The sequence below is a fragment of the Pediococcus inopinatus genome (assembly GCF_002982135.1).
Lineage (GTDB): Bacteria > Bacillota > Bacilli > Lactobacillales > Lactobacillaceae > Pediococcus > Pediococcus inopinatus.
This window is the reverse complement of sequence record NZ_CP019981.1, coordinates 1,375,286-1,397,462: the sequence shown is the minus strand read 5'-3', so window position 1 is coordinate 1,397,462 and position 22,177 is coordinate 1,375,286. Positions and strand designations below refer to the sequence as shown.

21 protein-coding genes are annotated in these 22,177 nt (G+C 39.5%); 20 read left to right on the top strand and 1 reads right to left on the bottom strand.

From position 1 onward, the window contains the following. Nucleotides 1–194: 194 nt before the first annotated feature. Together PI20285_RS07090 and PI20285_RS07085 are read left to right on the top strand one after the other, a co-directional pair. Nucleotides 195–2,030: an APC family permease gene (locus PI20285_RS07090; protein WP_057772800.1), complete on the top strand. Its 1,836-nt coding sequence runs from the start codon at nt 195–197 to the stop codon at nt 2,028–2,030. A gap of 332 nt (nt 2,031–2,362) precedes the next feature. Continuing rightward, entirely contained in the window at nt 2,363–3,574 is a 1,212-nt protein-coding gene (locus tag PI20285_RS07085; protein WP_082623243.1) for a glycosyltransferase family 4 protein, read from the top strand. Nucleotides 3,575–3,631: 57 nt separating this feature from the next. Here PI20285_RS07085 and PI20285_RS07080 read toward each other — a convergent pair whose 3' ends face one another. Next, nucleotides 3,632–4,270, bottom strand: a complete 639-nt coding sequence (locus tag PI20285_RS07080) for a YigZ family protein (RefSeq protein WP_057772802.1) — start codon at nt 4,268–4,270, stop codon at nt 3,632–3,634. Nucleotides 4,271–4,318: 48 nt separating this feature from the next. On the opposite strand from PI20285_RS07080, the gene PI20285_RS07075 reads away from it, so the two are divergent. From PI20285_RS07075 to PI20285_RS06990, 18 genes are all read left to right on the top strand, one after another. Next, nucleotides 4,319–5,656, top strand: a complete 1,338-nt coding sequence (locus PI20285_RS07075; RefSeq protein ID WP_057772804.1) for an ATP-dependent helicase ComFA — start codon at nt 4,319–4,321, stop codon at nt 5,654–5,656. Then, complete coding sequence (locus PI20285_RS07070; protein ID WP_057772806.1) at nt 5,634–6,323, top strand: ComF family protein; 690 nt, start codon at nt 5,634–5,636, stop codon at nt 6,321–6,323. The genes PI20285_RS07075 and PI20285_RS07070 overlap by 23 nt, the downstream gene beginning before the upstream one ends. Nucleotides 6,324–6,465: 142 nt before the next feature. After that, a complete protein-coding gene (gene hpf, locus PI20285_RS07065) occupies nt 6,466–7,032 on the top strand; it encodes a ribosome hibernation-promoting factor, HPF/YfiA family (RefSeq protein WP_057772808.1) in 567 nt (188 codons plus the stop codon). Nucleotides 7,033–7,344: 312 nt separating this feature from the next. Beyond that, entirely contained in the window at nt 7,345–9,711 is a 2,367-nt protein-coding gene (gene secA / locus PI20285_RS07060; RefSeq protein WP_057772811.1) for a preprotein translocase subunit SecA, read from the top strand. Nucleotides 9,712–9,804: 93 nt separating this feature from the next. Next, a protein-coding gene (prfB, locus tag PI20285_RS07055; protein WP_179947329.1) for a peptide chain release factor 2 occupies nt 9,805–10,921 on the top strand; the annotation gives its coding sequence in 2 pieces (ribosomal slippage) (nt 9,805–9,876 and nt 9,878–10,921; 1,116 coding nt in all). A 32-nt stretch (nt 10,922–10,953) separates the two neighbouring features. Then, nucleotides 10,954–11,673 (top strand): response regulator transcription factor, encoded by a 720-nt coding sequence (locus tag PI20285_RS07050; RefSeq protein WP_057772815.1) that lies wholly within the window; start codon nt 10,954–10,956, stop codon nt 11,671–11,673. Beyond that, a complete protein-coding gene (locus PI20285_RS07045; RefSeq protein ID WP_057772817.1) occupies nt 11,642–13,072 on the top strand; it encodes an ATP-binding protein in 1,431 nt (476 codons plus the stop codon). The genes PI20285_RS07050 and PI20285_RS07045 overlap by 32 nt, the downstream gene beginning before the upstream one ends. 186 nt (nt 13,073–13,258) lie before the next feature. Beyond that, on the top strand, nt 13,259–14,125 hold the full coding sequence (locus PI20285_RS07040; RefSeq protein WP_057772818.1) for a phosphate ABC transporter substrate-binding protein PstS family protein: 867 nt from the start codon (nt 13,259–13,261) through the stop codon (nt 14,123–14,125). 5 nt (nt 14,126–14,130) lie between these two features. Next, nucleotides 14,131–15,054, top strand: coding sequence for a phosphate ABC transporter permease subunit PstC (pstC, locus tag PI20285_RS07035; protein ID WP_057772820.1), 924 nt, complete (start codon nt 14,131–14,133; stop codon nt 15,052–15,054). Beyond that, nucleotides 15,051–15,938 carry a phosphate ABC transporter permease PstA gene (pstA, locus tag PI20285_RS07030; protein WP_057772823.1) on the top strand — a complete coding sequence of 296 codons (888 nt, stop codon included), beginning with the start codon at nt 15,051–15,053 and terminating at the stop codon, nt 15,936–15,938. The genes pstC and pstA overlap by 4 nt, the downstream gene beginning before the upstream one ends. Nucleotides 15,939–15,953: 15 nt before the next feature. Beyond that, the gene (gene pstB / locus PI20285_RS07025; protein ID WP_082623245.1) at nt 15,954–16,757 is read left to right on the top strand and encodes a phosphate ABC transporter ATP-binding protein PstB; all 804 of its coding nucleotides are present in this window, start codon (nt 15,954–15,956) and stop codon (nt 16,755–16,757) included. A 14-nt stretch (nt 16,758–16,771) separates the two neighbouring features. Next, nucleotides 16,772–17,527, top strand: a complete 756-nt coding sequence (gene pstB / locus PI20285_RS07020) for a phosphate ABC transporter ATP-binding protein PstB (RefSeq protein ID WP_057772824.1) — start codon at nt 16,772–16,774, stop codon at nt 17,525–17,527. 18 nt (nt 17,528–17,545) lie between these two features. After that, nucleotides 17,546–18,223 (top strand): phosphate signaling complex protein PhoU, encoded by a 678-nt coding sequence (phoU, locus tag PI20285_RS07015; RefSeq protein WP_057772826.1) that lies wholly within the window; start codon nt 17,546–17,548, stop codon nt 18,221–18,223. Nucleotides 18,224–18,526: 303 nt separating this feature from the next. After that, nucleotides 18,527–18,868, top strand: a complete 342-nt coding sequence (locus PI20285_RS07010) for a PspC domain-containing protein (RefSeq protein ID WP_057772828.1) — start codon at nt 18,527–18,529, stop codon at nt 18,866–18,868. A 19-nt stretch (nt 18,869–18,887) separates the two neighbouring features. After that, on the top strand, nt 18,888–19,247 hold the full coding sequence (locus tag PI20285_RS07005; RefSeq protein ID WP_057772830.1) for a phage holin family protein: 360 nt from the start codon (nt 18,888–18,890) through the stop codon (nt 19,245–19,247). Between the two features lie 33 nt (nt 19,248–19,280). Continuing rightward, nucleotides 19,281–20,222 (top strand): HPr(Ser) kinase/phosphatase, encoded by a 942-nt coding sequence (gene hprK, locus PI20285_RS07000; protein ID WP_057772832.1) that lies wholly within the window; start codon nt 19,281–19,283, stop codon nt 20,220–20,222. A gap of 15 nt (nt 20,223–20,237) precedes the next feature. Further along, a complete protein-coding gene (lgt, locus tag PI20285_RS06995) occupies nt 20,238–21,080 on the top strand; it encodes a prolipoprotein diacylglyceryl transferase (RefSeq protein WP_057772834.1) in 843 nt (280 codons plus the stop codon). A gap of 67 nt (nt 21,081–21,147) precedes the next feature. Then, on the top strand, nt 21,148–22,164 hold the full coding sequence (locus PI20285_RS06990; protein WP_057772836.1) for an NAD(P)H-dependent glycerol-3-phosphate dehydrogenase: 1,017 nt from the start codon (nt 21,148–21,150) through the stop codon (nt 22,162–22,164). The last annotated feature ends 13 nt before the right edge of the window (nt 22,165–22,177 follow it).

The following is a 22,177-nucleotide window of genomic DNA, read 5'->3' as shown; positions in this document are numbered from 1 at the left end:
AGAAGTGTGTATAAAACGGTGAATTTAAAGGTTGCACTTCATTTGTTTATGTGTTTGAATGGACAGCGAGCAGATTACTGAAATAATGAAAACTTGATGTAGAATAACATGCTCATTTGTAGTAAACTTACTTTTGATTTGCATTGCCCGGGTTATTGACTCGGGTTAATTTATTTTTGTGGAGGAGCATTATAATGTGGCATTATCTAAAAAGACTTTTAATTGGTAAACCGCTTAAAACCTTAGATGAAGGTGGACAAGCATTAACCAAGTTTAAAGCTTTGGCTTTGTTATCTTCGGATGCTTTATCATCAATTGCTTACGGGACAGAGCAAATTCTTTCCGTTTTGCTGGTTCTTTCAGCTGCAGCAACGTGGTATGCATTACCTGTTGCAGGAATTGTTTTAATTCTATTATTTGCGATTACGATTTCTTATCGGCAGATTATTCATGCGTATCCTTCAGGCGGTGGCGCCTATGTGGTTGCTAGTACCAATTGGGGACAATCAGCAGGACTAGTTGCTGGGGGATCGTTACTGGTTGATTACATGTTGACCGTGGCGGTTAGTGTGACTTCTGCAACTGAAGCCATTACTTCGGCCATTCCAAGCATTCATCCCTTTGCCGTTCCCTTGGCAATTTTAATTGTCATTGGGATCATGGCTTTGAACTTACGTGGCTTGCGTGATTCGGCTTCATTTTTAACCTTACCGGTTTATTTATTTATTGTCATGATTACGATCATGATTGGTGTTGGTTTTTTCAACATTGTCACCGGTAGAGTCGTTGCCCATGCCGCAGCCGGCATTGGGACGGCCGTTCCTGGAATGACGATGGTCCTATTTTTAAAGGCTCTATCTTCAGGATCCTCATCATTAACTGGTGTAGAAGCAATTAGTAATGCTGTCCCAAACTTTAAACGACCACGACGGAAGAATGCTGCTGGAACCTTAACCATCATGGCACTGATTTTGGCAGTCTTCTTTGCTGGAATCACAGTTTTGAGTTATTTCAGTGGAATTTTACCTAATGCTCAGCAAACAGTTCTTTCACAAGTCGGAGAAAGTGTGTTTGGACACGGTTTATTGTTCTACCTGTTACAACTATCTACTGCTCTTATTTTGGCGGTAGCCGCAAACACCGGATTTTCAGCTTTCCCAATGTTAGCTTATAATCTAGCTAAAGATAAGTTTATGCCTCACGCATACATGGATCGCGGCGATCGGTTAGGCTATTCAAACGGGATTATTTCATTAGCAGTCGGTGCGATCGTTTTGATCTTAATTTTCCATGGACAAACTAGTTTGTTGATTCCATTGTATGCGGTCGGGGTGTTTGTACCTTTTACACTTTCTCAATCAGGGATGATTATTCACTGGTTCCGTGAACGAACGGGCCACTGGTTATTAAAATCTTCTGCCAATCTTTTAGGAGCGGCACTGTCTTTTGGTTTAGTAATCTGTTTGTTCTTCTTACATTTTGGAAATGTTTGGCCATACCTTATTATCATGCCGGTCTTATTAAGACTGTTTTATAAAATTCATCAACATTATGTAAAAGTTGCTAAACAGTTGCGAATTGCAGCCAAGGGTAAAGTTCAGTTACATGATTACGATGGCTCAACAGTGATTGTTTTGGTTAGTAATGTAACTCGAGTGACTGCAGGCGCAATTAATTATGCACGTTCAATCGGGGACTACGTGATTGCAATGCACGTCTCTTTTGATGCAGATCCTAAAAAAGAACATAAAACGGCCGTTGAATTTAAGGCAGAATATCCTGATGTTCGGTTTGTTGATATTCATTCCTCATACCGTTCGATTGCAAATCCAACCTTACGTTTCTGTGATGTAATTGCGCGTCGAGCATCGGAACGAAATTACACAACGACAGTACTTGTGCCACAATTTGTACCGCGCAAACCTTGGCAAAATATTTTGCATAATCAAACGGGGTTGCGGTTAAGAGCAGCATTGAATTCACGGGAAAACATCATCGTTTCGACATATCATTATCACTTAAATGAATAATCAACGATGGCTTAATTTCTAATTATTTTTAAACTGGCAGTGTTGAGAATTATGACACAGCCAGTTTTTATTTTGACTTAATGTGTAAGTGGTAACATTGATTACACTTGTGTTACGGTTGTGGGGTTTGTATAATAATTATAGTGACTAGTTCATATTGTGAATGTTTTCAATACTTTTATAATTGTTCTAGCTTAAATGTGTTTAAAAAGATCGTTTCTTTCATTTTTGGGGTAGTTGAATATTTTTTGTTATTTTAAACTTCAAATTTGTGGAGAGAACCTGCCCACAAGCAAAATGTTTTTAAACACGTTCTAGAAAAGAGGTCTAACATGCGATTTGAAATTATTGTCAGTTTGTTTGCAACAGCAATTATCTCTGCTGTCTTAACGCCGTTTGTTAGACGACTCGCTTTTAAGGTGGGGGCAGTTGATGAACCCTCCGCGCGACGGGTAAACAAAGTTCCAATGCCAACAATGGGCGGGCTAGCTATTTTTCTGGCCTTTAACTTCGCTACATTTTTCCTTTTGAGAGCGCAAATTCCAACCAGACAACTGTGGGGGATATTTGGGGGAGAATGTATCATTATCCTAACCGGTGTAATTGATGATATTTTTGTCCTTAAGCCTTATCAGAAAATGATTGGTATTTCTTTAGCTGCTATCGAGGTGTTTGTATTTGCTAATGTGCGAATGACGACACTAACGATTCCATTTTTGGGAACAGTTGGGCTAGGCGTGCTAAGTTTTCCGATTACTTATCTGTGGATTGCAGGAATTACAAACGCGATTAACCTACTAGATGGCCTTGATGGTCTAGCTACTGGGGTTTCGATCATTGCCCTATTCACAACTGGGATTACTGGATTATTCTTTTTGCCGACAACTAATGTGTATGTCGTAATTATGATTTTTACGCTCGTTGCGGCCGAAATTGGTTTTTTACCTTATAATTTCTTCCCGGCCCGAATTTATCTGGGTGATACGGGTGCACTGTTTATTGGCTTTATGATTTCAGTTTTTTCATTATCGGGCTTAAAGAACGCAACTTTTATTTCGGTAATTATTCCGGTAATGATTTTGGGAGTACCAATTACCGATACGGTTTTTGCGATGTTACGGCGGATTTTAAACAAAGAACCAATTTCTCATGCAGATAAACGGCATCTGCATCATCGATTGATGCAGATGGGGTTAACCCATCGTCAAACCGTTTTTGTCATCTATGGAATTTCGCTAATTTTTTCTTTTATTGCTTTACTTTATCCAATCTCCACCATATGGGGATCTGTGCTGCTAACAATTGGCATCTTAATTGGTTTGGAGCTGTTCGTCGAAGCTATCGGGCTGGTTGGCAAGGATAGGCGGCCATTGTTAAATTGGATTCAAAAAGTTGTGACTTCCACTACGTCTAAAGAAACTAGCAATCAGTTAGAAGACGAAAGAGAAGAAAAAGAGCGTGTGGAAAAAATTAGGACAGCTCAGAAAAAAACTGATGAGCAAGCTAAAAGTGAGACATCAAAACCTGAAAAAGATAAAAAATAACCAAAAAAATAATCGTATTCAGTTATTCAGCAAAGACGCTGAGTAGCTTAAATACGATTATTTTTGTAGAGGAATTTCACTAAACTGCGTCCCAATAATTTGAAAAGTAATTTTGCCGCTGAAAAGATTTATGAGAGCAGTTTTGAAGGATTCAACTTCAGATTCAGCCACTGGAACCTGAATTGCTACATATTCGCCGAATTGGCTATCTAATACTTCATAGTGATTAGCGGCCAGCCAGTGGATTAAAGAATCATGCTGAGCGTAAGTAACAGTGAGTTTTAGGTTAGTTTGTGAAACGAGTTCAACTAAACCAATTTCTGTAAGTACTTGGGAGGCAGAGTTACTGTAAGCCCGGATTAGCCCGCCCGCCCCGAGCTTTATACCGCCAAAGTAACGAGTTACCACGATCAAAACATTGTGAACATGATTTTTTTGAAGAACTTCTAAGATGGGAACACCGGCTGTTCCCGAAGGTTCACCATCATCACTTGCTCTTTGGATGTGATCATCCTTCCCCAGCAAATATGCAAAACAATGATGATTAGCTTTGTGATGATGGGATTTAATTTCTTGAATAAATTGCAAAGCATCTTCTTCAGTTTGAATACGAAATATATCAGCAATAAAGCGAGATTTTTTAATATCAAGCTCATGGCTACCATTTTTGGCAATGGTGATTAAATTGTTTTCCATAAAAAATATTTCCTTTCTTTTGCGTATTTTAAAATTGGGTGATAGGAAATGGAAAAATCAGAATTCTTTGGGAGACTAGTTTTGATGCCCCGTGACTGGGCAATAACAGATGCAAACTTACAAAAGTTGCCGACAATGCAAATTAGCGAGAATCGGGTACGTTGTTTGCGTTGTCACACGTGGCATTTGAAACAAGCCGTTTCACTACCAAGAAATGAGTTTTATTGTCCAAGCTGTCTTCAATTGGGTCGTGTTTCGACATTAGAAAATTTTGTAACCGCAACGGAACCGAACCATTTTAAACCTTTAGAGACTTATTTAACTTGGCATGGTGAGCTCACAAATAGTCAAAAACGGTGTTCAAAGGAAGTTTTACAGGCCTTTGAGCATAGTCGAGATCATCTTTTATGGGCGGTGACCGGAGCCGGAAAAACAGAAATGCTTTTTCCAGGAATTACCGATGCCCTTCAAAAGGGAAAACGGGTTTGTTTGGCTTCTCCAAGAGTGGATGTGTGTTTGGAGCTTTTTCCACGTTTACAAGATGCCTTTCAAAATGTCGATATTGCGTTATTACACGGGCATCAAACTGATCCGTACCATTACGCCCAACTCACAATTGCCACAACTCATCAGCTATTAAGATTTTACCACGCATTTGATGTTTTGATTATTGATGAAGTTGATGCTTTTCCGTACGCACAAAATGAAAAGTTAATGTATGCGACAAAACAGGCTAAGAAGCCAACCGGAATGTGTCTATACTTAACAGCCACTCCTGGGAAAGCCTTAATGCAAAAAGTTAAACAAAAACAGATCGGCGTGAGTTACTTACCCCAGCGTTTCCACGGATTTCCATTACCGGAAATAAAGCCCAAGTTGGTTTTTAATTGGTGGAAAAAGGTACAAAACAAAAAATTACCCAAAGCTTTAAAGAGATTTCTTGCTGAATGCCAACAGACGGGGCGACAATTTTTAGTTTTTGTGTCACATATTAATCAATTAAAGGTGGTTTTAAACGCAATTGCCCAAAACTTTCCAACCTTGAAACTAACAACTGTTTTTTCTGCAGATGAACAACGTTTAGAAAAAGTGCAATTAATGCGGGATGGCAAAGTGGACGGTCTAATAACGACGACCATCCTAGAACGGGGGGTAACTTTTCCTAAAATTGATGTTTGCGTGTTGGGTGCAGATGATGGAACCTTTTCTTCGGCAGCCTTAGTGCAGATTGCTGGAAGGGTGGGGCGGAACCCACAACGTCCAACGGGGACCGTATTGTTTATTTGTGATGGCATTTCAAAGGCGGTCAATGAAGCAATTCATCAAATCAGATTTGTGAATCACAAAGCAAAGGAGGAATCGCATGCAGTGTCTCATTTGTCATAAAGCCATCCGCGTGACATGGCCATTGAGTTATTTGATGCTGCCAAGCAGAAAGGAAATTCCTCCAATTTGTGAGGATTGTCAGTCTGGTTTTTATAAAATTACTACAGCCGTGGCTTGTCCAAAATGTGGAAGAAGACAGGCTTCTTTGAAAGTGTGTAGTGATTGTGAAAAATGGCAACTTCATAGTACCTATCACTATGCAAACCATGCTTTGTATCAATACAATGAAGCAATGAAAGCCTACATGCATACGTATAAATTTCAAGGGGACTATCAGTTAAGGCATGTGTTTGATACCGAGTTTCCGCACTTTATTGAAAGTTTTCAAGGATTCGATTTAGTTGTTGCTTTGCCAATTGATCCCACCACTTGGACAACCCGTGGATTTAATCAGGTTTTAGGTTTGATGGGCTCGTTAAAGAACAGTGCCATTCTTCAAATGAACAGAGCTCAAGAAGAAAAACGCCAATCGCAAAAAAAGCGTCAAGAACGTCTGAAAACTGGTAATCATTTTCAGGTTGATGTAGAATATCGGCAACAGATTGAAAACAAAAGAGTTCTTTTGATCGACGATGTTTATACAGCCGGTAGAACGCTGCGTCATGCAGCCGAGACTTTATATGATCAGGGCTGCGGGTGTGTAGAAAGTGTGACGCTTTGCCGGTAGTATCCAAAATTCTTTTGTTTTTCATTTGTTTAAAAGAGCGTTTTCATTTATAATGAAGTTAAGCAAGATATTAGAAGAGTGGTCCTTTCGATATCGTGTTTGGGCGAGCGTAAATGCTTGCTACTGAAGGGAGAGATAATTTATGCTTGATTTTAATGTACGTGGCGAAAATATTGAAGTGACAGAAGCAATTAGAAACTATGTGGAAAAACGTATTAGCAAACTAGAAAAATATTTTGATAATAGTATGAATGCTAAGGCGCATGTAAACCTCAAGGTTCATCCGGATAAGACAGCAAAGGTTGAGGTTACGATCCCGCTTCCATATTTGGTACTGAGAGCTGAAGAAACATCACCTGATCTGTATGCAAGCGTTGATTTGGTAACTGATAAATTGGAGCGCCAAATCCGCAAATATAAAACAAAAATCAATCGTAAATCTCGTGAAAAAGGATTTAAGGGTGTTGAAGTACCAGGTGCTGAGCTTGACGTAGATGACAGTGACGAGCCTGATTCAAAAGACACTAAATTTGATATTGTTCGGACTAAACGAGTTTCACTAAAACCAATGGATAGTGAAGAAGCTGTTTTGCAAATGGATATGTTGAATCATGACTTCTTTATTTATCAAGATGCTGAAACTGATGCGGTTAACATTGTTTATCGTCGTAATGACGGGCGATATGGCTTGATCGAATCAGACGACTAAGCAACGTAAAAGTAAGTAGCTTTTGTGAAAATTAATTAAAACTAAATTTAAAATGAACATGGGATTCAAGTAAGAATTAAACCAGTTTGTGATGACAGATTGTATGTAGAGCTGTCATTGTGAAAGCTGGTTTGATTCTTTTTTTGTGGCGTAGAATTAACTAAAAAACTATCACAACATGGGTTCTTAACTATTTTGTTTAAAAATCGTTTCAATAATGTTAAAATGTTATATAGTCTACAAATTTTCAAAAATAACAAATATGTAATTTAAAAAATTAAAAGAGTCTAGATTTAAGAGAGGAACAATTGAATGGCTAATTTATTAAAGAAATGGGTTGAAAGTGACAAACGTGATCAAAAACGTTTGGATCGTTTAGCAAATAAAGTTGAAGCATACAAAGATGAATATAGTAAGTTAACCGATGCTGATTTACAGGCCAAAACTCCAGCCCTTAAGGCACGTTTACAGGATGGCGAAACGCTTGATGATATTTTGCCTGAGGCTTTTGCTGTTGCTCGTGAAGGTGCAAAACGGGTTCTTGGATTATTCCCATTCCATGTTCAAATTATGGGTGGAATTGTTCTGCATGAAGGTAACATTGCCGAGATGAAAACTGGTGAAGGTAAAACTTTAACAGCAACAATGCCGGTTTATTTGAATGCGCTTGGCGGCAAAGGGGTTCATGTTGTTACCGTTAATGAATACTTATCTGGTCGTGATGCTACAGAAATGGGTGAGTTATATAATTGGTTAGGTCTAAGTGTTGGCCTAAATACCGCTGAAAAATCACCTGAGGAAAAACGAGCTGCTTATCTGGCTGATATTACTTATTCAACTAATAGTGAAATCGGGTTTGATTATTTACGGGATAACATGGTGGTCTATAAAGAGGATATGGTTCAACGTCCCCTTAGCTTTGCTATCATTGATGAAGTAGATTCAATTTTAATTGATGAAGCCCGAACACCATTGATTATTTCCGGACAATCCGAAAATGGGACCCACATGTATAAGCGGGCAGATCGGTTTGCAAAGACGTTAACAGCTGACACAGATTACAAAATTGATTGGGAATCGAAATCAATTTCTTTAAACGATAACGGAATCGAAAAAGCTGAGAAATATTTCAACCTAAAGAATTTGTATGATGTTGATAATGCTTCATTAACTCATCATCTTGATCAGGCCTTACGTGCTAACTACATTATGTTAAAAGATAAGGATTATGTGGTTCAAGATGGGGAAGCACTCATCGTGGATCAGTTTACTGGTCGAGTAATGGAAGGTCGTCGTTTCTCTGACGGATTGCATCAAGCGATTGAAGCCAAGGAAAATGTTGAGATTCAAGAAGAAACAAAGACCATGGCTAACATCACTTATCAAAACTTGTTCCGGATGTATCATAAATTATCTGGGATGACTGGTACGGCTAGAACAGAGCAGGAAGAATTCCGCGAAATTTACAATATGGAAGTTATCACAATTCCAACTAACCGCCCAATGATTCGTGACGATCGTGCAGACTTGTTATATCCAACGTTGGAAAGCAAGTTCGGAGCAGTTATCAAAGAAATCAAACAATTGCATGCCAAAGAGCAGCCTATGTTAATTGGTACGGTAGCTGTTGAAACTTCTGAACATCTTTCCCATCTATTAGATGATGAAAAAATTCCCCATGTTGTTTTGAATGCGAAAAATCATGCTAAAGAAGCTGAAATCATTACCAATGCTGGTCAAAAAGGCGCCGTTACAATTGCGACTAATATGGCTGGTCGAGGAACTGATATTAAGTTAGGACCTGGTGTTAAAGAGCTAGGCGGACTAGCTGTAATCGGAACTGAACGACATGAGTCACGACGTATTGATAATCAGTTGCGAGGACGTTCTGGTCGTCAAGGTGATCCTGGTATGTCACAATTCTATTTATCATTAGAAGATGACTTAATGATTCGTTTTGGTTCAGAGCGAATCAAGAATTTGTTGCAACGTATGAAGGTTTCCGATGATGATGCCGTTATTCAAAGCCGCATGATTACTAAACAAGTGGAATCTGCTCAAAAACGAGTAGAAGGAAATAACTACGACTCACGTAAAAATGTTTTGCAATACGATGACGTGATGCGGGCACAACGTGAAGTGATTTACGGAGAACGACAACAAGTTATTTTGGCCAAAGACTCATTGAAAAACGTAATGGTTCCAATGATTCAGCGGACAGTTAATCAAGTTGTAGATGTTCACATGCAAGGAACTGAAAAAGATAAGTGGGATTTAGAGACGATTCTAGATTTTGCAAAGTCTAATATGGTTAATGAAGATACGATTTCGTTAGATGACCTTACAGGTAAAACAGCAGATGAAGTTAAAGGTTATTTATTAGATCGGGCTAAAGAAATATACACTCAAAAAGAAAAACAACTCTATGATCCTGCACAAATGTTGGAATTCGAAAAAGTTGTTATCTTACGAGTGGTTGATGCTCATTGGACTGAACACATTGATGCGATGGATCAATTACGTCAATCAATCGGTCTTCGTGGATATGGACAACTGAATCCGTTGGTTGAATATCAACAGGATGGTTACCGGATGTTCGAAGAAATGGTGTCAGATATTGAATATGATGCAACCAGATTATTCTTAAAGTCTGAAATTCGTCAAAATATCCAACGTTAATTTAGACGTATACTAAAGAAAGGATTGGAATCAAAACACTATGTTTTGGCCAATCTTTTTTTGCAGAAAGAATGTTTTAAGGAGTTTGATAAAATGGAATTAAGTGAAGCAAAAAAACAAATTAAACAAATGCAAGAAGAAGTCAATGACTTTAGGAGGTCACTTTGACTTCGATAAACTAAGCGAAAACATTTCAATCAATGAATCAAAAATGGGCGAACCTGAATTTTGGAATAATCAGGAGCAGGCTCAAAAACTTATTGATGAAACAAATATTTTAAAGCAAAAATACGATCAGTTTCATAATTTACAGTCTCAAGTGGAAAATTTATCTGTGACAGAAGAACTGCTTGAAATGGAAGCTGATGCAGACATGCAAAAGGAGTTTGAACAAAACTTTGATACAACTCAACAGGCATTAAGACAGTATCGATTGGGGTTGCTGCTTAACGGAAAATACGATGCAAACAATGCCATTTTGGAAATTCATCCAGGGGCCGGTGGCACCGAATCTCAGGATTGGGGAGCCATGTTGTTAAGAATGTACACACGATGGGCTGAAAAACATCAGTTTACAGTTTCGATTGAGGATTATCAGGCTGGAGACGTGGCAGGACTGAACAGTGTGAGTGTCGTGATTAGTGGACACAATGCTTATGGGTATTTGCATGCGGAAAAAGGCGTTCATCGCCTCGTTCGGATTTCGCCGTTTGATTCAGCTGGTCGCCGTCATACATCATTTGCCTCTGTTGATGTCATGCCAGAACTAGATGATTCAGTGGAAATTAATATTAATCCAGATGACTTACGAGTTGATGTCTACCGCTCAAGTGGTGCTGGCGGCCAACATATCAACAAAACATCTTCTGCTGTCCGAATTACACATTTGCCTACGGGGATTGTAGTGGCCAGTCAGGCCCAGCGTTCGCAATTACAAAATCGGCAGACAGCAATGTCCATATTGCGGGCTAAACTTTATGAACGTGAAGAACAAAAAAAGGCGGAACAACGTGCGGCGATTGAGGGGCAACAGTTAGAAATTGGCTGGGGATCTCAGATTCGTTCTTATGTTTTTCATCCTTATTCCATGGTCAAAGATCACCGTACTAACTTTGAGACTGCCAATGTGCAAGGCGTGATGGATGGCGATTTGGATGGATTTATCGATGCATACTTACAGTGGAAATTACAACAAGAGAATCCACAGTAGTTGGACTTTGCAAATGAACGGAGGCAAAGTTAATGAGTGAGAAAATTTTAGTGGTTGACGATGAGCCCTCAATTGTGACATTAATTACGTATAATCTTAACGAGGCGGGTTTTGAAACTGATAGTGCTTCTTCGGGGTTGCAGGCGTTGGATTGGCTACAGAAAAATCAGGCCAATTTAGTAGTCATGGATTTAATGTTACCAGGAATTGATGGGCTAGAAACGATTAAACGTATTCGTTCAACCCAACCAGACCTACCTGTTTTGATTTTAACAGCTAAAAATAACGAGCTGGATAAGATTGTCGGCTTTGAAATAGGCGCGGATGATTATCTCACCAAACCTTTTAGTCCACGAGAATTGGTTGCCCGAATCAAAGCCATATTAAGACGAACTCAAAATGGCCATCGTGATGTGCCTACTCCAGAACCGGAAAGGCAGTTAAAAGCGGTAGGGTCCTTAGTTATTGATGAAGATCGTTTTGAAGTCTTTAAAGCAAATAAGAAAGTGGCTTTAACGCCGAATGAGTTTAAATTATTGGCCTATTTGTGGAAACACGCGAATCATGTTTTGAATCGGGATACAATCTTAAATGCTGTGTGGGGTTATGATTATGCTGGGCAAACGCGCATGGTTGATATTCACGTGAGTCATTTACGTGATAAAATTGAAGATGATCCTAAAAATGCAAAATTAATTTTAACAGTGAGAGGCTTTGGTTATGAATTCAACACAAAAAAGAATGGTGAATAGAACCCTACGCTTTTTCCTAACGAGTTTAATTGGAAATGTTTTGATGGCGTTTTTAGTTTTAAAAGCGGTTCAAAAGGGACAACACAGTTTTAGTGCTCAAGAAATAAACTACTTTTTGTTGTTTGCAATTACGATTTTTGTAACAGCAATTGAGGTTGTGGTCTATTACAGTAATTTACGGCAGACTCAGTTACGTCAGGATGCTTTGAATGAAAAGCTTCAAGAAGTTTTAAAAGGTAAAAAAGCTAGTCAAATTGTTTTGCCAACCGATGATCCGTTTTATGAATTAACGATGACAGTTAATAAGATTGAATCTCACGATCGTCATCAAATTCACAATTTGACTAATCAAGGCAACGAGTTAAAAGCGATTGTGAATAACCTACCTGTTGGGGTTTTGGTTATCAACCGGCATCGAGAAGTTCAGCTGGCTAATCCAGCGACAGTGGATTTGTTACAGTTACAAATTAAGACGGATCCGCATCCTTATACGATGGACATTAAAGAAGGTAAGCTGCAAGCTTTGATTGAGCGAACGTTTGAAACGAAACGAGATCACCACCGAACAATTCATTTAAAACGGGAACCAAGTGAAAAAGTGGTCGAAGCCTCAGTTGTTTATAACAAACGAGTGCATCATCGTTTTGAAGTCATTGTTTTACTTTATGACATTACAGAAGCATGGACTGTTGAACAAATGCAATTAAACTTTGTTAGCAACGCCAGCCATGAACTAAGGACACCAATCACTGCTATTTCAGGCTTTGCAGAGACACTGATGAATGGTGCTAAAGATGATCCCGACAAACTGGATGAGTTTTTACGAATTATTCAAAAAGAAAGTCGTAAATTAGTTCATTTGAGTGAAGATATCTTATCAATTTCACGAACGCAGTCTGATGATCAGCAGTCCTTAAAGATTGAGGATTGTGATCTCGCGGCTTTGAGCCAAGAAGAGATTAATGTCTTGCATCGAGGTGTACAGCTACATCAAGTACAGGTTTCAAATCAGATTCCTGAGGGTACAAAAGTGCAAACTGATGCAGAGCAATTAGGACAGATTATTAAAAACTTAGTCGCTAATGGAATTCGCTACAATCGTCCTCAGGGTAAGGTGACAATTTCGTACCAGGAAACTCACAATCGTTGGAAACTGATCGTTCAAGATGATGGGATTGGAATTGCTCCAGAAAATCAACATAAAGTCTTTGAACGCTTTTATCGGGTAAACTCTAACCGACCTGGTGAGTTAGTTAGTGGAACTGGGTTGGGATTACCAATTGTAGCAGAAAGTGTCAAAAACTTAGGTGGAGAAATCAGACTCAATTCTGAACCTGGTAAGGGCTCACAGTTTATTTTGACGTTTCCTAAAGTTTGGCAACCAATCATAGAATTTTAGAGAATAAATAAGATGTAAATCAAATAAAAAGCAACCGTTAGCATTCGTACTCATTTTGAGTAGGAATGCTTTTTTTAATCTTTACACAATCTTTACACAACCAATACGATAGCTAAACATGCAATTGTTAAACTCATGTTAAGGCGTTAATTATGACATTGAGGTTGAAATAGAGGAGTTGAGAAAATGAAACGAGTTACGGGATTAGTTCTCACTTTATTAGTTAGTTTGATTGGATTAGCAGGTTGTGGATCAAAAAAGGACCAGACAATCACCATTGTGGGGTCAACGGCTTTGCAACCGTTGGTAGAACGGGCAGCTAATAATTACCAGATTAGACAACCTAAAGTGACAATTACTGTCCAAGGTGGCGGATCGGGAACCGGATTGAGCCAAGTTCAGGCTGGTGCGGTAACGATTGGCAATTCAGATGTTTTTGCAGAAGATCAAGATGGCATTAAGGCGTCTGCATTGGTTGACCATAAAGTGGCCGTGGTAGGAATTACACCAATTGTTAATAAAAAAGTTACTGTGCAAAACTTAAGTACTCGTCAACTTGCGCAAATTTTTAGTGGCAAGCTTACAAATTGGAAACAAGTAGGCGGAAAAAACCAAAAAATAACGGTGATTAATCGGGCCCAAGGAAGCGGCATTCGGAGTTCCTTTGAAACGAGTGTTTTAGATGGAAAAGAAGCCGTTCGCTCTCAAGAACAGGATTCTAATGGGACGGTTCAAAAGATTGTGGCCGCAACTCCAGGGGCCATTAGTTATACATCATTTTCTTATGTGAACGATCAAGTTAGGGCGTTAAATTTGAATGGCATTAAACCTGAAGCAAAGAATGTGATCGATAATCGTTGGCAGATTTGGTCCTACGAGCACATGTACACAAAGGGAAAGCCAAATCAGCAAACACGACAATTTTTAGATTACATTCAATCTAAAAAAATGCAAAAACAATTGATTACAGATTTAGGGTATATTTCAACACATGACATGAAAGTTACCCGGGATCGAAATGGTAAGGTTCATGATTTCCAGAAAGGAGTGTAATAAATTTGGAAGACATTAAACGGCAATTAACGCATTCCTCAAAGGCAACGAGACAGGATCGCTATGGCAAATTAATTGCATTTCTGTGTACGTTTTTAATTGGTTTGTTGGTGGCCTCAATTTTATACTTAGTTACCTCCAGGGGTTTAGCAACTTTCTTTAAGAATCATGTATCTGTCTGGGATTTTTTAACGAAACAAAACTGGAATCCAGGCCAGGTTGACAAAAACGGTGCTGCCTTAGTGGGAGCTCTTCCAATGATTGTGGGTTCTTTTTCTGTGACAGTTTTATCCGCAGTTTTAGCGACGCCATTTGCAATTGCCATGGCCCTTTTCATGACAGAAATCGCCCCTCGTCGGGGAACCAAATTTCTTCAGCCTGTGATTGAACTACTCGTTGGAATTCCATCGGTTGTCTACGGATTTGTGGGCCTGACAATTGTGGTGCCAGTCGTTCGAGCACTAGTCGGAGGGACTGGCTTTGGAATCCTTTCTGGAACGTTAGTTTTGTTCGTGATGGTATTGCCTACAATTACATCTATGTATGTCGACAGTTTACGAGCAGTTCCGCGCTTTTATAGAGAGGCCTCGTTAGCGCTTGGGGCGACCCGTTGGCAAACTACTTATAAGGTTGTTCTAAGGGCCTCGATTCCTGGGCTGCTCACAGCAATTATCTTTGGAATGGCACGGGCTTTTGGTGAAGCGTTGGCCGTTCAAATGGTGATTGGAAATGCTTCACTGTTACCACACAATCTTATCTCGCCAGCCTCCACATTAACGAGTGTGTTGACGACGGGAATGGGAAATACAGTGATGGGGACCTTGCCAAACAACGCACTTTGGTCACTAGCTTTGATCCTGTTGCTGATGTCATTGTGCTTCAATTTGATTATTCGTTATATCGGTAAAAAAGGGAGGATGGCCAAATGAACGCTAAAAAAATAGATAAGTTGGCTACGACTATTATTGGTCTTTTAGTCGCAGTAGTTGTCTTAATCTTAGTTTCCTTAATTGGTTATATTTTAGTTACCGGGCTTCCTCACGTTTCGTGGCATTTTTTAACTTCTCCGTCGCAATCATTTTTAAAGGGCGGGGGAATTGGTGATCAACTGTTCAACTCACTATATCTGCTCGTTTTAACCTTGCTAATTTCGTTTCCCATTGCGCTTGGTGCCGGCATTTATCTGTTTGAATATGCTCCAAAAAATTGGATAACAAGTACAATTCGAGTGGCCATTGAAGTTTTAAGTTCATTGCCCTCTGTAGTCGTAGGACTTTTCGGATTTTTATTGTTCGTTGTTGAGTTTAAATTAGGATTCTCGATTTTGTCTGGTGCGATTGCGTTAACTTTCTTCAATCTACCGTTGTTAACAAGAAGTGTGGAAAACTCTTTGGCAGCAGTTCCTAAGCTACAAAGAGAGGCTGGTCTAGCCTTGGGATTTTCAAGGTGGCAAACGGTCCTTGGAGTCATTTTTCCAGAAGCGTTACCTGGCATTTTAACGGCCATAATTTTGAGTGCAGGTCGAATTTTTGGAGAAGCTGCTGCCTTGATTTACACAGCTGGGCAGAGCGCACCAATTTTAAACTTTGCCAACTGGAATCCGTTAAGTCCAAGCAGCCCGTTAAATCCCATGCGACCAGCAGAAACTTTAGCGGTGCATATTTGGAAAATTAATTCTGAAGGGATCATGCCAGATGCTAGTGCAGTTTCTGCAGGAGCGTCCGCAGTCTTGATTTTAGCAGTTTTAATTTTTAACTTTTCTGCTCGCTGGTTAGGCAACAGAATTTATCGGAAAGTAACGGCATCTAAATAAAACGAGGTGATTCAGATGAAGACTTACTCATTAACAGATAATTATGTGCATAAATTTGATTCCGAAAAGACTGACATTGGGTTATCCACAGAAAATCTTCAGGTATTCTATGGTGAAAACCATGCCATATTTGATGGGACCTTACAGTTTCGCAAGAATTCAATTACGGCAATGATCGGCGCATCTGGATCAGGAAAATCGACTTTTCTACGTTGCCTGAATCGGATGAATGATGATATTGCCACGGTAGAAGGAAAGATTTACTATCAAGATCTTGATATTAATGCTCCGGAGATTAACGTTTATGAAATGAGAAAACATGTAGGAATGGTATTTCAAAGGCCTAATCCCTTTGCTAAATCAATTTTTAAAAATATTGCTTATCCACTACAAAAATCCGGTATTAAAGATAAAAAAATTATTGCCGAGCGAGTCGAAAAAAGTTTGCGGCAAGCGGCACTTTGGGATGAAGTGAAAGATGATTTGAACCGGAGTGCCTTAGCCCTTTCAGGCGGTCAACAGCAACGACTTTGTATTGCACGGGCCTTGGCGATGGATCCGGACGTCTTGCTCTTAGATGAACCAGCCAGCGCGTTGGATCCCATTTCAACTGGAAAGTTGGAGCAGGCATTACAAGAATTACAACAGCACTATACGATAATTATGGTCACGCACAGCCTGCAACAAGCGTCGCGAATTAGTGATTATACAGCGTTTTTTCATATGGGCCACATCTTGGAGTTTGATCGAACAGAAAACATTTTTACGAGACCACGAATTCAAGCAACTGAGGACTATATTTCGGGAAACTTCGGATAGGAGGGAGAAAAAGCATGGAAAATGTCATTACTACGCATAACGTTCGTTTATACTATGGACGGAAAGAAGCATTACATGGGATTGATTTAGATTTTCCAAAACGTAAAATTACAGCTTTGATTGGCCCGTCTGGTAGTGGAAAATCGACTTTTTTACGTTGCTTGAATCGGATGAATGATTTAACGCCCGGGGTTACGATTACAGGAAGCTTCAAATTAGATGGAAAAGACATCTATAGTCCTAAAACTGATGTGGTGGATTTAAGAAAAAAAGTCGGGATGGTTTTTCAACAGCCCAATCCGTTTCCATTCTCGGTATTTGAAAATGTTGCTTTTGGATTAAGGCTGGCAGGAGTGCGAGACCGCAAGCTTATTCAAGAAAGAGTCGAAACTAGTTTGAAACAGGCCGCTGTCTGGGATGAAGTAAAGGATAAATTAAATGAAAACGCCCTATCTTTTTCAGGTGGGCAGCAACAACGGATTTGTATTGCCAGAGTTTTGGCCGTCCAACCAGAAATTATCTTGATGGATGAACCGACAAGCGCTTTAGACCCAGTTTCGGCGGCTAAAATTGAGGATCTCTTGCTGGATATTCAAGACAAGTTTACAATCGCAATTGTGACCCATAATATGCAGCAAGCCTCTAGAATATCTGATCGTACGGCATTTTTCTTGGATGGAAGACTTGTTGAAACTGGATTAACAAAAGAGTTGTTTATTGCACCCAAAAAAGAAGAGACTAGTGACTATTTGAACGGTAAATTTGGTTAACACAAGGAGGCTATTCATATGCGCGGAATTTTTGAAGATGAGTTGAAAAAATTACACGGAAAGTTCACGGAAATGGGAATTAATGTCAGTGAGGCCATTTATCGCGCTTCAAAGTCCTTTATTGACCATGATAAGGTGCTTGCTCAGCAGGTGATTGATCATGATGAACAAATTAATGAAGAAGAAGTTAATTTAGAAGATCAGGCATTAATGTTAATCGCTTTACAGCAGCCGGTGGCAACTGATTTTCGAAGAATTATTATTGTGTTGAAAGCAAGCTCTGATTTAGAGCGAATTGGTGATCATGCGGTGGGCATTGCCAGAGAATCCATTGAGTTAAAAGGGGAACATCGAGTTGCAGAGATTGAAGATGATATTGCGGAAATGACTAATAACGTGCGGGCCATGTTGGAAGAAGTTTTGGATGCGTACGTTAAAGAAGATGCAATGGAAGCTAAGCGAATTGCCGATGCAAATCAAAAAATTGACGATGCGTATGTAGAGGTTCGCGAAAAAACAATTGCAACTATGAAACAAGATGCCAAGGTCATCACGGGAAGCACGAGTTATTTGATGGTTGCCAGTTATCTAGAACGAATTGGTGATCACATCGGTAACGTTGCAGAATGGGTGGTTTATAATAAGACTGGTCATATTGCAGAATTGACCCCTGACCAACATCCTGAGGCTAAATAATTAAAAAATATCTTTAAAAAAATGTTAATAAAAACATAGAAAAATTGCTTGATAGGTGAATTTAAGAATCTATCAAGTTTTTGCGTTTCTGTAGAATTTATACGCAAAACTGTGTATACTTTTGAGTTAAGTTTAAATATATTTCAGTTGGATTGTCACAAGATACAGGCTTTATCAATACAAGTATTAAAGAAAGCCATGAGGAGCGAAGATTGGTAAGTTTTATTTAGGGGTTAAGTTTGCCAAGAAGGCTTCACAAGCAGTAGAATATAAGTAATTAACAACTTACGAGGTGGATAATTCATGAAATCAAATTCAAAAAGAAAATTTGCAAAATCTAATCGACGCATGATCTCTGGTGTTCTTGGTGGAATCGCTAACTATTTTTCCATTGACGCATCGATTGTCCGATTAGTGTTCGTCTTAATCACGCTTGTCACCCATTTTATTCCTGGGGTCCTTATTTACGCGCTGTTGGCATGGTTGATGCCAGAAAGCCAGGAGCAACGGCCAAGTGGATTTAGTGAGAACTTTTTTTCTGGTTTTGGACAGACCCAACAAGGCTCGCAACCACAATCACGTAAAAGAAAAGTGATTAAAAATGTCCAAGAAGAAGACGATCCGAAAACTAAACACCGAGATTAATTAAGGAGTGAATTCAAGAATGAAATTTTGGCAAAGAGTACTCGTTGATGCCATCCTGTTTATCGCATTGGCAGGGTTTTATCGGAACAGTGGTAGTTTTGTGGTCTCAAATGTTTGGGTAGCGCTTGGGGCTAGCTTGGTTTTGGCATTTCTAAATGCTTCGATAAAGCCTTTTTTACAGCTGATATCTTTACCGATTACGATTCTAACGCTTGGCTTGTTTAGCATTGTCATTAATGCACTTATTCTGCAGTTGACTTCGGTGCTAGTGGGCTCTGCAAGCTTTTATTTTTCATCGTTTGGAATGACCATGTGGATTGCATTGCTGATGTCTATCTTAAATGCAATTATTTCAAACTACTTTTTCAATCGAAACTAGATTTTAAGGGTAAAAATGACAGGGGGTAATAATTTGGCAGACAGCGTAACGGTAGCGGAACTTGTGGAAGCGATCCGGCTTGATGTGTATTCAGGTAAAGATTTTTTAGATAAGAAAAATATTACTGTCAGTGATATTTCACGTCCCGGTTTGGAATTAACCGGGTATTTTAATTTTTATCCACATGAACGAGTTCAATTATTTGGGCGAACAGAAATTTCTTATGCAAAAGGGAGTATGACGAGTGAAGAACGCCAAGATATTTATCAACGGATGGCGCATGAAGATACGCCGGCATTCGTCATCTCTCGGGGATTACCAATCCCGCAAGAGTTAACCAATGCAGCCAAAGCAAATAATATTCCGGTTTTAGGATCCGCTTTGCCCACATCCCGGTTGTTGAGTAATATGACGAATTTTCTTGAAGGAAAATTAGCTGAACGTCAGTCTGTCCATGGTGAACTGGTTGATATTTATGGGCTTGGTGTCTTAATTACCGGGGATTCTGGTGTAGGTAAAAGTGAAACAGCACTTGAGTTGGTTAAAAGAGGACATCGCTTGATTGCAGATGATCGAGTTGATGTTTATCAACAAGATGAACAAACACTTGTTGGTGAAGCACCCAAAATTTTACGTCATTTGTTAGAGATTCGTGGGGTCGGTATTATCGATGTTATGAATCTGTTTGGTGCCGGTGCAGTGCGGACGGAAACCGATATTAATTTGATTGTCCATCTCGAAAATTGGGATGATGACAAGCAATTTGATCGCCTGGGCAACGGGCAAGAAACACGTAAGTTTTTTGATGTTGAAATCCCACGGATCGCGATTCCAGTTCGTACGGGTCGCAATTTAGCGGTTATTATTGAATCGGCAGCGATGAACTTCCGGGCCCGCAATATGGGATATGATGCTACAAAAGTCTTCGATGACAATTTAAATGAACTTATTAAAGACAATTCAAAAAAGAATTAAGCAGGAGATGGCAGCGTGAATTTATTGTTAGGGGCATTAAACCCAATTGCTTTAAAATTGGGACCGATTGAAGTTCACTGGTATGGTGTCATTATTGCCAGTGCTGTTGTACTTGCAACATTCTTAGCTGTGCGGGAAGGCACAAAACGGCGCATCAATTCGGATGATATTTACGATATGATTTTATGGGCATTACCTTTTGCGTTGATCTTTGCGCGGGCTTACTATGTGGTGTTTGAATGGTCATATTATTCACAACATTTAGATCAAATCATTGCCATTTGGGATGGCGGAATCGCCATCTATGGATCTTTAATTGGAGCCGGATTGGTCGTTTTCTTCTTCTGTCGTGCAAAGTGGATTCCAGTCTGGTTGATGTTAGATGTCGCAGGCCCAGTTGTTTTAATGGCTCAAGGGATTGGACGCTGGGGAAATTTCATGAATCAAGAGGCGTTTGGAAGAATCACATCGCTTCAGTTTTTACAAAATTTACATATTCCCCATTTTATCGTGCAACAAATGTTTATCGACGGTGCCTATCGCCAACCAACATTCTTGTATGAATCACTTTGGGATATACTCGGATTTATTCTGTTGATAAGTTTGCGTCATCGTAAGGGACTTTTTAAGCAAGGTGAAGTCTTCTTAAGTTATGTTATCTGGTATTCGTTTGGGCGCTTCTTCATTGAAGGCATGCGAACGGACAGTTTGATGATTGGAAACGTCATTAGAGTATCACAAGTTTTATCAATTGTTTTATTTGTGGGTGGTTTGTCACTTTGGGCAATTCGACGAAAGAAGTCGCCTGATAACCCCTGGTACTTGGATGGAAACGAATTAAATCCGCAGAAAAGTTGAGTAATACGATAGAGTGTTAGATAATGGTAAAGTAACTAAGAATGATTAACTATAAGGAGTTATATTGATGTCTGAGAAAATTGCGGTATTAGGTGCTGGTTCATGGGGTAGTATTTTGGCCAATCTGTTAACAGAGAACGGAAATGACGTTCGCGTTTGGTCAAACGCATCTGAACAAGTTAAAGAATTAAACGAGAAGCACACTAATGAACATTATGTTCCGGGATTTAAGTATTCGGATAAGTTAGTTGCTTATGATGATCTTGAAGCAGCACTTGATGGTGTTGCAGTCGTGTTGTTTGTAGTGCCAACTAAGGTTATGCGCTTGGTTGCTAATGAGATGGTTGAGGTTTTGGAAAAAACTGGCAACAAGCCAATTATTGTGCATGCAAGTAAAGGCCTGGAACAGGGAACACACAAACGACTTTCTCAAGTTTTGGAAGAAGAAATTCCAGAACGTAATCGAGAAGCAACCGTCGTTCTGTCAGGTCCAAGTCATGCTGAAGAAGTAGCTAAAAAAGATATTACTTTGGTTACGGCAGCTAGCTCTAATGAAAAAGCTGCAAAGAAAATTCAAAAATTGTTTATGAATAAATATTTCAGAGTTTATACAAATGATGATGTGGTTGGTGTCGAAACTGGTGCTGCCCTTAAAAATATCATTGCCATCGGTGCCGGTGCCTTACATGGTTTGGGCTATGGAGATGATGCAAAAGCAGCTCTGATGACCCGAGGATTAGCTGAGATTAGTCGGCTCGGTGTCGCGTTGGGCGCGAAGCCTCTAACTTTCATCGGGTTGTCTGGGGTCGGTGATTTAATTGTAACTGCCACAAGTGTCCATTCACGGAACTGGCGCGCTGGTAACGAGCTTGGACAAGGGATGCCCTTGAAAGAAGTTATTGATACGATGGGAATGGTTATTGAAGGAATTCCTTCAACTCAGGCTGCTTATGAATTAGCGGCTCAAAATCATATTGATATGCCAATTACAAATGCTATTTACGATGTTTTGTATAACGATAAGGATGTCAAAACGGCCATTGATGAGTTGATGGATCGTGAAGGAAAACCAGAAATTGAATAAAAAATTTTTAGTT